At 53.0% G+C, this 13,592-nt stretch carries 13 protein-coding genes; 12 read left to right on the top strand and 1 reads right to left on the bottom strand.

What is annotated here, in order from left to right:
* Positions 1–37: 37 nt before the first annotated feature.
* From KB235_RS10325 to nth, 6 genes are all read left to right on the top strand, one after another.
* Positions 38–223: a YpmA family protein gene (locus tag KB235_RS10325; protein ID WP_021067223.1), complete on the top strand. Its 186-nt coding sequence runs from the start codon at positions 38–40 to the stop codon at positions 221–223.
* A complete protein-coding gene (locus KB235_RS10320; RefSeq protein WP_034809109.1) occupies positions 220–702 on the top strand; it encodes a hypothetical protein in 483 nt (160 codons plus the stop codon). The genes KB235_RS10325 and KB235_RS10320 overlap by 4 nt, the downstream gene beginning before the upstream one ends.
* Before the next feature lie 16 nt (positions 703–718).
* Positions 719–1,906, top strand: coding sequence for a pyridoxal phosphate-dependent aminotransferase (locus tag KB235_RS10315; RefSeq protein WP_034809106.1), 1,188 nt, complete (start codon positions 719–721; stop codon positions 1,904–1,906).
* Between the two features lie 20 nt (positions 1,907–1,926).
* Complete coding sequence (gene asnS / locus KB235_RS10310; protein WP_034809104.1) at positions 1,927–3,228, top strand: asparagine--tRNA ligase; 1,302 nt, start codon at positions 1,927–1,929, stop codon at positions 3,226–3,228.
* Between the two features lie 67 nt (positions 3,229–3,295).
* Positions 3,296–3,883 (top strand): DnaD domain-containing protein, encoded by a 588-nt coding sequence (locus KB235_RS10305; protein ID WP_211779599.1) that lies wholly within the window; start codon positions 3,296–3,298, stop codon positions 3,881–3,883.
* On the top strand, positions 3,883–4,539 hold the full coding sequence (gene nth / locus KB235_RS10300) for an endonuclease III (RefSeq protein WP_211780954.1): 657 nt from the start codon (positions 3,883–3,885) through the stop codon (positions 4,537–4,539). The genes KB235_RS10305 and nth overlap by 1 nt, the downstream gene beginning before the upstream one ends.
* 32 nt (positions 4,540–4,571) lie before the next feature.
* Here the strand turns inward: nth and KB235_RS10295 are convergent, their stop codons facing one another.
* Positions 4,572–5,423: a DUF3800 domain-containing protein gene (locus KB235_RS10295; protein WP_246514189.1), complete on the bottom strand. Its 852-nt coding sequence runs from the start codon at positions 5,421–5,423 to the stop codon at positions 4,572–4,574.
* Positions 5,424–5,743: 320 nt separating this feature from the next.
* Here KB235_RS10295 and recU point away from each other — a divergent pair, with 320 nt between their 5' ends.
* From recU to KB235_RS10265, 6 genes are all read left to right on the top strand, one after another.
* Positions 5,744–6,334, top strand: a complete 591-nt coding sequence (gene recU, locus KB235_RS10290; protein WP_034815212.1) for a Holliday junction resolvase RecU — start codon at positions 5,744–5,746, stop codon at positions 6,332–6,334.
* A 21-nt stretch (positions 6,335–6,355) separates the two neighbouring features.
* Positions 6,356–8,986: a transglycosylase domain-containing protein gene (locus KB235_RS10285; protein WP_211779597.1), complete on the top strand. Its 2,631-nt coding sequence runs from the start codon at positions 6,356–6,358 to the stop codon at positions 8,984–8,986.
* Positions 8,987–9,066: 80 nt separating this feature from the next.
* Positions 9,067–9,627, top strand: coding sequence for a hypothetical protein (locus KB235_RS10280; protein ID WP_235193374.1), 561 nt, complete (start codon positions 9,067–9,069; stop codon positions 9,625–9,627).
* 17 nt (positions 9,628–9,644) lie between these two features.
* Positions 9,645–11,894, top strand: a complete 2,250-nt coding sequence (locus KB235_RS10275; protein ID WP_034804932.1) for a DEAD/DEAH box helicase — start codon at positions 9,645–9,647, stop codon at positions 11,892–11,894.
* Positions 11,891–13,048 carry a ribonuclease H-like domain-containing protein gene (locus KB235_RS10270; RefSeq protein WP_211779596.1) on the top strand — a complete coding sequence of 386 codons (1,158 nt, stop codon included), beginning with the start codon at positions 11,891–11,893 and terminating at the stop codon, positions 13,046–13,048. Before KB235_RS10275 ends, KB235_RS10270 begins: the two co-directional genes overlap by 4 nt.
* Complete coding sequence (locus KB235_RS10265) at positions 13,045–13,590, top strand: SLOG family protein (RefSeq protein WP_034815216.1); 546 nt, start codon at positions 13,045–13,047, stop codon at positions 13,588–13,590. The genes KB235_RS10270 and KB235_RS10265 overlap by 4 nt, the downstream gene beginning before the upstream one ends.
* Positions 13,591–13,592 lie beyond the last annotated feature (2 nt).

Raw genomic sequence — 13,592 nt, 5'->3', positions numbered from 1 at the left:
TATAATGATGGGTATAGTGTTCGAAGGAGGATGGACCATGAATTCAAATATCGAAACGCTCGCGACCGTTCGCATCGAGCCGACCGCAGACGTCTATAAAATCGTCGACTTGTTGAATCGGACGCTCAAGGGCCAAGATTTAATGTTTGGTTTGGCGTTAGAGAAAAAAGTAAATGATCCGAAGAAAGAAGAGATGGTGTTCACCATCTATCGGACGGAATGACACGTAAGTCAAAAGTAGTGATCGCACTCGTGACGGCACTGATTGGTGTCGTCATCGTCTTTAGTGGTGTGTATTGGTTCACGATCGGCCACACCGAGCGTGTGAAAGATGCCATGATCGGCGAGGCAAGAGAACGTCTTGAGACGGAGCAAGCAGGCGTGACAGTCGATCGGGCGACGCTCTATAACGGCACTGAACCTTACGTCGTCTTCGAGAACGCAGAAAACGTCCTATTCGTTCCGGTCGATGAGGAACAACCGATTGTCGTCCGTGACGTGACGAACGTTGATTTGGATCAAATTTGTAACGATTCACTCGCAGAGACGGGCGGGACACTCGTCAGCTGCACATATGGCTTCGATGAACGTGCCTTAGTCGAAGTGGTGACAAAGGCGAACGCGTCATACACGTATTCATACTATACGCTTCAAACTGGAGAATTTATCCGACGGGTCGAACTGACGGACGCGTCGTTATAAGTAGAGGGGGATCACGATGGAACATCTATTGGCAAAACGGGTTAAACAATTGACGCCGTCGACGACGCTCGCCATCACGGCGAAAGCGAAAGCGCTCAAGGCTTCAGGACAAGACGTCATCGGTCTTGGGGCGGGCGAGCCGGACTTTAACACGCCAGACCGAATCATCGATGCGGCTTGCCGCGCTGCCCGGGAAGGCGATACGAAATATACGCCTTCAGGGGGCACGGTTGCATTGAAAGATGCGATTATCGACAAGACGAAGCGCGACAGTGACCTCGTCTTTGAACGGAACGAGGTCATGGTCGCCTCTGGGGCGAAGCATGCCTTGTATGCCCTGTTCCAAGCGATTCTTGATGAAGGGGACGAAGTCATCATCCCGGTCCCGTACTGGGTCAGTTACCCGGAACAAGTAAAACTCGCGGACGGGGAACCGGTGTACGTCGAGACGACGGAAGAGACGTCGTTCAAATTGACGCCGGCTTCGCTCGAAGCGGCCATCACGGATCGGACGAAAGCGGTCATTTTGAACAGCCCGTCCAACCCGACCGGCATGATCTATACCGAACAGGAACTCGAAGAACTCGCGGACGTCGTCAAACGCCACGATTTGCTCGTCGTCAGCGATGAGATTTACGAGAAGCTCGTCTACGGAGATGACCGGTTCGTCTCGATTGCGACACTTCCGGGTATGCGCGAACGCACAATCATCATCAACGGCGTCTCGAAGTCGCATGCGATGACAGGGTGGCGCATCGGTTATGCGCTCGGTGACCGAACGATTATCGAAGCGATGACGAACCTCGCCTCGCACTCGACGTCGAACCCGACGTCCGTCGCGCAAGCAGCCGCGGTCGAAGCGTATAACGGGCCGCAAGATGACGTTGAGATGATGCGTGTCTCGTTCGAGGAACGCCTCGACATCGTCTATAACCGATTGATTCAAATTCCAGGAATCACATGTTTGAAACCACAAGGTGCATTTTACTTATACGCCAACGCCAAAGAAGCGGCATCGATGAGCGGATACGACTCGGTCGACGCTTGGTGCGAGGCTGTCCTCGGTGAAGCGTTCGTCGCGCTCGTCCCGGGCTCTGGCTTCGGTCAAGACGATTACGTACGACTCTCCTATGCGACGGAGTTAAAGCGAGTATTAGAAGCGCTCGATCGAGTGGAAGCTTTCATTAAAGAGAACGCTCGATAAGCGAAAGGATGGAAACGACAATGACAACTATTTCAATCAACCAATTTAAAGATTACGAAGGACAGACGGTCCGCGTCGGTGCATGGATTGCCAATAAACGTTCGAGCGGGAAAATCGCGTTCCTTCAGCTCCGGGACGGGAGCGGGTTCGCCCAAGCCGTCGTCGTCAAAGCCGATGTGGCCGAAGAGCTGTTCGCACTCGCCAAAGGTGTGACGCAAGAGACATCGGTCTGGGTGACAGGGAACGTCAAGTCAGACGGTGGCCGCACGCCGCTCGGTTTTGAACTTGAAGTGTCAGACATGGAAGTGATCGCCGAATCGGTCGATTACCCGATCACGCCGAAAGAGCATGGGACGGAGTTTTTGATGGACAACCGTCACCTCTGGCTCCGTTCGCGTCGCCAGCACGCGATCATGAAAGTACGGAACGAATTGATTCGGGCGACGTATGAGTTCTACAACCAAGAAGGATTCGTCAAAATCGACCCGCCGATCATCACGTCAAGCGCGCCGGAAGGGACGACGGAGTTGTTCGAAACGGACTATTTCGGTCAACCGGCATACTTGTCTCAGACAGGACAACTATACATGGAAGCCGCGGCAATGGCGCTTGGAAAAGTCTTCTCGTTCGGCCCGACGTTCCGCGCCGAGAAATCGAAGACACGTCGTCACTTAATCGAGTTCTGGATGATCGAGCCTGAGATGGCGTTCTTCGATCATGATATGAGTCTCGACCTTCAAGAGCGTTACGTCTCGTATTTGGCGAAGTCGGCACTTGAGAACTGCCGCAACGAGCTCGAACTGCTCGGGCGCGACTTGGAGAAGCTTGAGAAAGTTCAAGCACCGTTCCCACGCATCCGTTATGCGGACGCAATCACGTTCCTAAAAGCCGAAGGATTCGATGATATCGAGTATGGCGACGATTTCGGTGCACCGCACGAGACGGCCATCGCGAACGCACATGACAAGCCGGTATTCATCACGCACTGGCCTAAAGAGATTAAGCCGTTCTATATGAAAGTCGACCCGGAGAACCCGGATCTCGTCCTCTGTGCCGATTTGATCGCACCGGAAGGGTACGGAGAAATTATCGGCGGTTCACAGCGTGAAGACGACTATGACCGCTTGAAAGAAGAAATCATCAAAGAAGGCCTCGATGAGACGGACGCGTACGACTGGTATCTCGAGCTCCGGAAGTACGGTTCAGTGCCGCACTCAGGTTTCGGACTCGGTCTCGAGCGCACCGTCGCTTGGATTAGCGGAATCGAGCATATCCGCGAAGCGATTCCGTTCCCACGTCTTTTGAACCGGATTCACCCATAATAATCGCCGAATCGGGGATGACGTTTGACGTCTTCCCCGATTGATGTGTTTAGAAAGGATGTGCGCCATGAATGCACATAGTCTAATCAAACTGTTCGAACAGAGCCCGGTCGTCGTCCCGCGTAAATTGTTCACGGACGCACGCCGGCTGGACCTTAGCCCGGTCGAGTTTTGTCTCGTCGTCCACTTGCTCGAACTGACCGGGGAAGGTATCGAGATGCCGCTCCCGAGCGAGCTCGGGGAACGGATGAACGTGGCCGAGCATGAAGCACGTGCCGTCTTGCTCGGTTTGTTGCAAAAAGAATTGATTGCCATCGATGCCTCGGCTGACGTGGAACGATACAGCCTGTTACCGTTGTTCGAAGCGCTCGAGGAGGAGACGGTGACCGTCAAGACGCCGCATGCGTTGAATGAGAACTTGATTCATACGTTCGAGCGCGAATTCGGGACGATCACCCCGTTTGAAATCGAGCAAATCGTCGGCTGGCTGACCGAAGACGGGTTTAGCGAAGAGTTGATGCTGGCCGCCCTTCGGGAAGCAAAACTCCGGAACGTGCGGAATTTCAAGTACATGGATAAAATCTTGCGCGTCTGGCAAGACCATAACGTCCAGTCGCTTGAGGATGTCGTCGAATATCAACGGAGGAACAAATGATGTTGACCCGGGCCCAACTAAACGAAGTATCAGACACGATGCGACAGATGTTCCCGGATGCGCACTGTGAGCTGACGCATCGCAATCCGTTCGAGCTTGTCGTCGCCGTCGCGTTATCGGCTCAGGCGACGGACGCGCTCGTCAACAAAGTGACGCCAGGGCTTTTTGAGGCGTTCCCGACTGTCGAAGCGATGGCAGCGGCCGACGTTTCAGAAATCGAGTCGCTCATCAAACGGATTGGATTGTATCGGAACAAAGCGAAGAACGTGAAGGCGCTATCGATGCAAATCGTGACGCTTCATGACGGGATTGTCCCGGACGACCGGGCGTCGCTCGAGGCGTTGCCTGGCGTCGGTCGCAAGACGGCGAACGTCGTCTTGTCGGTCGCGTTCCATGAGCCGGCGTTCGCCGTCGATACGCACGTCGAGCGCGTCTCGAAACGACTCGGGATTTGTCGCTGGAAAGACAACGTCCGCCAAGTCGAAGACACGCTCATGAAAAAATTCCCACGTGAAGAATGGTCGCAGCTGCATCATCAGTTCATCTTCTTTGGACGGTATCACTGTAAGGCGCAACGCCCGGCTTGTGAGACGTGCCCGCTCCTGCACATGTGCCGGGAAGGCAAGAAGCGGATGAAGTCGGTAAAAGCGACATAAAAACTGCCTCGTAGCTTGCTACGAGGCAGTTTTTAGTGATTCCACGGATGGTCGCTCCATTCGCGGCGTTTTTTCGTAATCGGGACTTTTTTGAAGCCCCAGTTGCGGAAATCTTGGTCCGGACTTTCTTTACGGATGTAAATCTTGTCCTTGATTGCTTTAAAGATGCGGTTCTCATCCCCATAATGGACGAACCGTGGTTTGACTTCGATGACCCCGCGGCGAACGCGCGAGAGTGGCAGACAGACGAGATCTGCGATTTCGAGACCGGACTGATAAATCGTATTTTGCTTCTCAGAGAAGATGAAGCCTTTGATTTTTTGTCGACTTTTTTCGACATCGAGGTGAACCGTTCCAGAGTTAAAAATGTCAAAGAATGCCTTTTGAATGAGCAAATTTTGATAATCGTCACGCGATTCGAGTACGACGCGAGCACTGACCGCCTCGGTCTCTTCTAAAAACGCGTAAAACGACTTCATCAAGTGCGCGAACGCGACGACATAAGGATCTTTCGGTGTCGAGTAAAAGTCTTGTAACTTCTGTTTATCGACTTCGACGCTGACGATTGTACAGTCGATGTCACGCAAGAAGTCCGGCAACTTGTTCCAGAAGTCACGGAGCATATCGATCGTGATCCCATCCTCTTTTCCGTAAGGATGCTCGGCCTTTAAAATCTCTTTCAGATGAAGCGGGATGTTTTCCGTTTTGAACACGTCTCGCTTGAACGCGTGAAGACGACGTTTCAGCTCGCACGGCATTCCGGCCTCGTCGGCGTCAATCGCATACTTGTATTCCATGAGGACACCCGTCAAATTAAATTGCGTATTTCCCTTCGGTGTACCCGTCTCATCGACAAACATCACGTACTTCTTTCCGTTATCCATCGTACCCCTCCAACACAGCTTTATCTCTTTCATCTCAAGCGCCTCTATTTTTTAAAAGTTTCATCAATCGTGTTTATCGGATTGATGAAAGGGTTAACTAGTAGAAGACTTATTGTAGAAAAGTATTTAGTAGCATGATAACAAGCTTGTGTCAATTTGACTACACAATACACTACATACTAGTTTAACATACAAGAGTTTGGTACGATATGCATTGCGGAAAATCCACGAGACAGTCGAGCGACAGAACTCGACAATCAGACCTTAGACGGAAGGAACGAGTGGGCCAACCTGCTAAAATGAGTTGTAGGGGTGACGACATGTTCCACTATCCGAACGGAAAGAAAGCATCAACCGACAGTCGGGCACCGATTCGCTCGGAGCGTCCGACGTATGCGAACCGAGGCATGAACTTAGAGACGCTGCTCAACGAGACGAACGAGTATTATCGAATCCACGGCAAGGCGGTCATCCATAAGAAACCGACGCCACTACAGATCGTCAAAGTCGATTATCCGAAACGGAGCGCCGCGAAAGTGACGGAAGCGTATTTCAAACAAGCGTCGACGACCGACTATAACGGGGTGTATCGCGGCAAATATATCGATTTCGAAGCGAAAGAGACGAACAATAAGACGTCGTTCCCACTCGGTAACTTTCATGACCATCAAATCACACACATGCGTGATTGTATGAAACATGGAGGGATTTGCTTTGTCATCATCCGGTTTAGCCGCTATAATACGCAATATGTGCTGTCAGCAGACCAGTTGTTAGACTGGTGGGCACAACGTGAGACGGGACGAAAATCAATCCCGCTCAGCTTCATTGAACAACATGCAATCGAAGTTCCAACCCGGGCGATGCCGGCCGTCGATTATTTGGCGGCGCTAGAAGCATGGCTCGATTGAAATAGAAGGAGTGAATCATGAATGGAACGAAGTCGGGTGGCACGTCGGCAAGACACGACGACCAATAAACGTAAACAGACGACGAAACAGTCAAAACCGAAAACGAAGAAGCCGATCTGGCGCCGTATTCTTTTACTCGCAACATTACTATTCATTATCGGCGTTGTCGCGGCGGGCGCGTATTCCGCCTATGCAATCGCGACCGCACCACCGCTCGACGAAGAGAAGTTGGTGAAGACGTATCCGATTCAACTGATCTCAGCGAATGGGGAACCGCTCGAAAGCGGCCAAGTTCGCGAATACGTGTCAATCAATGATATCTCTGAAGTGATGCAACAAGCGGTCGTCTCGATTGAAGACCGTCGTTTCTACGAACATAACGGAATCGACATCCGCCGAATCGGCGGGGCGGTCCTCGCCAACTTGACGAGCGGGTTCGGGTCCGAGGGTGGCTCGACGATTACGCAACAGCTGATCAAACAATCGATGCTCACGAGTGAGAAGAGTATGAAGCGGAAGATTCAAGAGCAATGGCTCGCCATCAAACTCGAACGTGAATATTCAAAAGAGCAGATTCTCGAAATGTACTTGAACATCAACTATTACGGTTCAGGCGGATACGGGGTACAGTCGGCTTCAAAGGCTTACTTCAACAAGCCTGTATCGGAAGTGAACTATCAGGAAGCCGCAATCCTCGCCGGTCTGCCACAGCGTCCGAGCGCATATGACCCAATCAGTGGTGACCAAGAACTGACGCGTTATCGTCAAGAGCAAGTGCTCGCCGCGATGAAGCGTGACGGTCATATCACGGAAGAGCAATACAATGAAGCGCTCAACGTCGAGATCGCGGACGTCATCTCGCCGGCACCACAGACGGACGGCGAGTCGTACACGCGTGCGATTTATGCGCGCGTCCAAGCCGAGCTCGAGGAAGACTATGGCCTCGAACAGGCAGACATTTATGGCGCAGGGCTCAAAGTGTATACGTCAATCGATAAAGACTTGCATACGAAGTTCAACAACGACATCAAATCGAACAACGTCGATTTCATGAACGTCGAAAACGTCTTCCCGGAAGACCTACGGATGGGGGCGACCGTCCTCAATACGAAGACGGGTGAAATCGTCGCCTTGATTGACAGCCAACAAGCGGAGCAAGGTGACAAAAACTATCGTGACTTCTCACGCGAAAAGCGCCAAATCGGGTCGACGGCGAAACCGTTCTTCGACTACGGCCCTGGGATTGAGAACGGCCAATGGTCGACGGGGAAAGTACTCCGTGACGCCCCGTTCGAAGACGAAGATTACAATCCAATCAACTACTATGAAGGGTATCGTGGCTCGAATACGATGCGCTACTTCTTGACAATCTCAGCGAACACACCGGCCGTCCGCGCCTTTTATGAAGTACGTGACGAGTTCGGTCAAGATGCAATCAAATCGTTCGTCGAAAACGTCGGAATCGAACCGTCGATGTCTGGCGACGAGATGAACGCCTCGAACGCGCTCGGTACGGCCGAGGCGAGCACGTCGCAGATGGCGGCCGCTTACGCTGCACTCGGGACGAACGGGATGTACACGAAGCCGCACTTGATTCAAAAAATCGAGTTCAATGACGGCTCGACGATCAACTCGCCGGTGAAAGCGAAACAAGCGATGGAAGACTATACGGCGTACATGCTCACAGACATGCTCCGTGACGTCGTCAGCACCTCAATCGGGACGTATCAACCAGGTGCCTTCCCGTATGACGTCGCCGGTAAGACCGGTACGACGAACAAAGATATGGATAAATGGTTCACCGGCTATACGACCGACTACTCGATTTCCGTCTGGACCGGTCGTTCAAACGAGACGGCTGAAAGGGTAATGAGTCCGAACTACGCGCAGTTCTACTTCGAGTATATGATGCAAGAAGTGACGAACGCGAACGGTCGTCCGGCAGCGTTCCAGCAACCGGAGTCGGTATTGTCGCTCGGGAACGAGCTGTACGTCAAAGGGACGAAGCCGAAAGACCTCGAACCGGACAAGCTCCCGGCACCGACCGGCGCGTCGATCAATTACGACATCCCGGCGGACCGCGGCACGTTGACATGGTCGTATAATACGGAAGCGGTGCAAGCGGACGGGTATCAAAACCTTTCGTTCACCGTGACGGAGAAACGACCGGACGGAAGTGAGCGCGTCGTCGCCACGACGTCAGACACGAGTGTCGACATCTCTGGTCTGACGAACGGGACGACCACGTTTACGATTGTCGCGACGGCGACGAATCCGCTCGTCGGCGAGCAACAGTCGAGCCCGCTTCAAACCCAGTATACGGTTCAACGTAATCAAGAACCGGCTGAAGAAGAAGAGGAACCGGAAACGGAACAGCCGGCTGAAGAGCCGACCGAAGAGGAACAGTCGAACGACAATAACGGGAACGGTAACAACGGCAATAATAACGGCAACAATGGCAATAACGGCAACAACAGCGACTCGGGAGAGACGACGGAAGAACCGGCAACGGAGGAAGAACCTCCAGCGGAAGAAGAGTCGGGAACAGACCTTGAACGGCAGTCCAACTCAGAATCGTCTGACTCAAACGAGAACCGCGGCAATGGGAACGGTGGACGTGAGAACGGAAACAGTGACCGCAACAATGAATAACACGCACAGGGCGATTGAAATCGCCCTGTTTTTCTGTTCCGTTTGCTATAATGAAAAAAAAGCGAATAGGATGGTGACAAATGGTACAACTCTCTCTTAAACGTAAGATGAAAGTGTTATTTGTAATCGATCGACTGCAAGAGGATGACGAAGGTCTCCCGCTTCACGGTGTCAACGGTTTGAAGATGGGACGCCTCCTCCTCGGGGAGTCCATCCCGTTTGGACGTTTGTTGGATGATCGAGACGTCGCGCTCGCGGCGGGCCATTCGCATTTAAAACGAATCGGGATCGAGACGATGTTTCTCGGTGACGAACGATTTTATCCTGAACTATTGCGCGGAAAACGTCGTGCGCTCGTGGCGCACGATGACTACTATAAAGCGGTGCAACGCTACACGAAACATTTACAGGCGGTCCATTCGAAATGCACGAAGCTACATACCATCGTCCTGTTCGGCCGATCGACGCATCTGTTATATGACGATGCGATCAAGCGCCTCGAGGAAGAGAACGAACATGTGGCGGCCGCATTCAACACGATGGAAGTGCTCCGGTTGCCGGCCGTTCATCGCCTCGTTCGCGACGAACGGATCGGGCAAGTGAAAGACATCGTGGAGCGTCTTGCACCTTCGAATTCTTGATAGGAGAAGGTGAGTTTATGCGAAAGAAGCGTTCCGTCGAAGAGATGATTGAAACGCTCAAGACCGACCCAGGCTTCAATAGTCATGTCACGAACTGGCATACGGTCGACGCCCGTCCCGCAAAGTTCGCGGACATTCCGGCAAGCGTTCCACGCGACCTCGTGCGCGTCTTGAACGAGCGCGGCATCGACAAGTTGTACACACACCAAGCCGAAGCGATTAAACAGACGGCACGCGGCCATTCCACGGTCGTCGTCACCCCGACCGCTTCGGGGAAAACGCTCTGTTACAATTTGCCGGTGCTCTCAAAAATGATTGAGAAGCCGACGGCCCGGGCGCTTTACTTATATCCGACCAAAGCGCTCGCTCAAGATCAAAACACCGACCTCATGTCGATGGTCGAGGCGCTCGAAGGCGACTTGCGCTGCTTCACCTATGACGGGGATACGGCACCGGCAGCTCGGACGAAAGTACGTGATGCCGGTAACATTGTCATCACAAATCCAGACATGCTCCATTCGGGAATCTTGCCGCACCATACGAAGTGGATTCGCTTGTTCGAGAACTTGGAGTATATCGTCGTCGATGAGCTTCATACGTACCGCGGCGTATTCGGCAGTCACGTCGCGAACGTCTTCCGACGGCTGAAGCGGATTTGCGCCTATTACGGGAGCCATCCGAAGTGGATCATGACGTCGGCGACGATTGCGAACCCGGTCGAGTTGGCCGAACGGTTGACCGAGGAAGATGTCGTCCTCGTCGACCAAAACGGTGCGCCACAAGGAAAGAAGCATTTAATTTTCTATAACCCGCCTGTCGTCAATGAGGCGCTCGGCATCCGCCGTAGCGCCACGCTCGAGACGAAGCGGATCGCGTCAAAGCTCGTCGAGGCCGACATTCAAACGATCGTTTTCGCCCGCTCCCGCGTCCGCGTCGAGGTGCTGTTGACGTATCTCCAAGAGTTGACACGGCGTGAGCTCGGACCGAAGTCGATTGTCGGATATCGCGGCGGCTATTTGCCGTCCGAACGCCGTGAAATCGAACGCCGGCTCCGCGACGGGGAGATTCGAGCGGTCGTCTCGACGAACGCGCTCGAACTCGGCGTCGATATCGGGCAATTGGAAGCGTGTGTCTTGAACGGGTATCCCGGTACCGTCGCCTCGCTTTGGCAACAAGCCGGACGGGCCGGCCGACGGCATTCGGAGTCGCTCGTCATCTTCGTCGCCTCGTCGTCCTCGCTCGACCAGCTCGTCGTCGAGCAACCCGATTTGATTTTGGATCGTTCACCGGAGGCGGCGCGACTCGACCCGAACAATCTCATCATCCTCGTCGATCATTTGAAGTGTGCGGCGTTCGAGTTGCCGTTCCATAAAGGAGAACGGTTCGGGACGGTCGACACGGAAGACATCCTCGATTTCTTGACGGACGCCCAAGTCCTCCATGAGCGGGCCGATAAGTACTACTGGATGACGGATTCGTTCCCGGCCCACGAGATTTCACTCCGTACGTCGGATCAGGAAAACGTCGTCATCGTCGACCAGACGGCCAAACACGCCGTCATCGGCGAGATGGATACGTTCAGCGCGATGACGTTGTTGCATGACGAAGCCATTTATTTGCATGGTGCCGAACAATATCAAGTCGAAAAGCTCGACTTCGAAGAGAAGAAGGCGTACGTGCGGCAAGTCGATGTCGATTATTACACCGACGCGAACTTGGCTGTCGAACTGAAAGTGCTAGAAGAGAACAAATCGGACGGAGTGAAGACGTTTGGCGAGGTTTCGGTCATCGCGATGGCCACGTTGTTCAAAAAAATCAAGTTCGGGACGCATGAGAATATCGGATCTGGCCCGATTCATCTGCCGGAACGCGAGCTACACACGACGGCGACTTGGTTCACGCTCGATGAGCGCTACGCATACTCGGAAGCTGATATGGAAGACCAGCTCGAGGCGGTGAGTGACTTGTTACGCCGTCTCGCCCCGTTATATCTCATGTGTGACAGCCATGACTTGTTCACGACGCTTCAAATGAAGGCGACCCATACGTCGAAACCGACCGTCTTCCTGTATGACCGTTATCCGGGCGGAATCGGGTTGAGCGAGGCGCTCTATCGTGACGCCGACGCTGTCCTTGAGGCGGCAGTGCGCACCGTCGAGGATTGCCCTTGTGCGAGCGGCTGTCCGAGTTGTGTCGGGATGGTCGGCTACGGGGACTTCAAACAGCAGGTCGTCAATCAGTTGCATGCCTTGAAAGGAACGATATGAAAGCAAAATTAGCACGTTTGATTAAAACGACAGAAACGAAAGAACAAATCGAAACGCCTGATGATGTCGAACAAGCGAAATGGAAGGCGCTCGGTGGGGAGATTTTGACGTTCGAAAAAGAATGGTGCGTCCGCTTGAAAGAGATGTATCCGCTCGAGTCGATGTATCACGACTTCACATATGGAGAAGCTCGACGAGCCGTCCGTGAGGCGACGCATCCGTTTTTTGCGGTGGACGTCCCGACCGATCGCGTGCTGTTCATGGATACGGAGACGACCGGGCTACGAGGGTCGGGGACGTCCATCTTTTTAATCGGGTTTGCCCGCATCCATGAAGGGCATCTCGAGATGGTGCAGTATGTGTTGCCCCACCCGGCGTTTGAGACGGCGTTTTATTATCATTTCTTGAACGATATCGGTGATGAGGTCCGCTTCGTCACCTATAACGGAAAGTCGTTTGACTGGCCGCAAATCAAGACACGCCATACGTTCGTGAAGTCGAAAGTGAAGGAACTCCCAGCAGTCGGACACGTCGATTTGTTGCACGCATCGAGACGGCTGTTAAAACCGACGCTCGAATCTGTTTCGTTGAAGGCGGTCGAAGCCCACTTCGGGCATGAACGCGTTGACGACTTACCGGGCTTTTTGGCCCCGATGCATTATTTCCAATACGTGAAAGAACGAGAACCGGACATTTTACGTCCGGTCATCGAACACCATCATGCCGACTGTTTGAGCCTCGTTTCGCTCTACACCCGCCTCACGCATCTCGTCGAAGGCGATGGGTTAATGTTCGGGGAAGAGCGGGCGCACTGGTTGAGCGACCTCGGAAATGAGGATGCGGCCTTGAAGACGTACGCGCAACTCGATAACCCGTCGAAACTGGCGAAAATGCGTCAGGCGATGCTTTTAAAGCGCACCGGTAAAATCGACGAGGCGTTGCCGTTGTTTGAACAAGTCGGTTCCATCGAATCGCTAACGGAACTCGCCAAGCATGCTGAGCATCAGACAAAAGACATCGACCGTGCCATCGTCTATACGAATCGTGCCCTCGAACTCGTCGAAGCAAGGCGGACGGTGTTGAAGCAGACGGCATTCCGTGCCCAACGTGAATTACAACACCGGCTCGCCCGGTTAGAAAGGAAGCGCTTATGAAAGTCGTCGCGATTACCGGTTATCGCCCGCATGAGCTAGGAATCTTCAAAGCCGACCATCCAGGGATCGAAATCATTCAGGAGGCGTATCGCCGCAAAATCGTAGAAGCGATTGAGCTCGGTGGGGAATGGTTCATCTTTAGTGGGACAAACGGTTGTGAATTGTGGGCTGGACAAGTATTGTTAGAGTTAAGGGAAACGTATCCAATCAAGATTGCCGTATTTCCTCCATTTTTGGAAATGGAGGAGCGGTATAAGCCGTATGAGCAGGAGCTGTTCATCCAACTTCAGCTCGAAGCGGATTTCTTTGAGCCGTTGACCCAACGTCCGTATGAGGACCCGAGCCAACTTCGGGCAAAAACTGCATTCTTTTTGGATAAAGCAGCAGGACTCATCAGCTTGTTTGACGAAGAGACGGGGGGAAGCCCTCGATTTCTCGTCGAAGGGGCAAAACGGAAACAGCATATGGAGCTATTCTTGATTACACCTGAGGACTTACGGGTCATTGAAGAAGAAAAACAATGGGAACAACAATGGGAGTGAAG

Origin of the sequence: Exiguobacterium alkaliphilum (assembly GCF_018138125.1) — a bacterium.
GTDB classification, from domain to species: domain Bacteria; phylum Bacillota; class Bacilli; order Exiguobacteriales; family Exiguobacteriaceae; genus Exiguobacterium; species Exiguobacterium alkaliphilum.
Note: the sequence above shows the minus strand (reverse complement) of the source record. Positions and strands in the feature narration are given on the sequence as shown.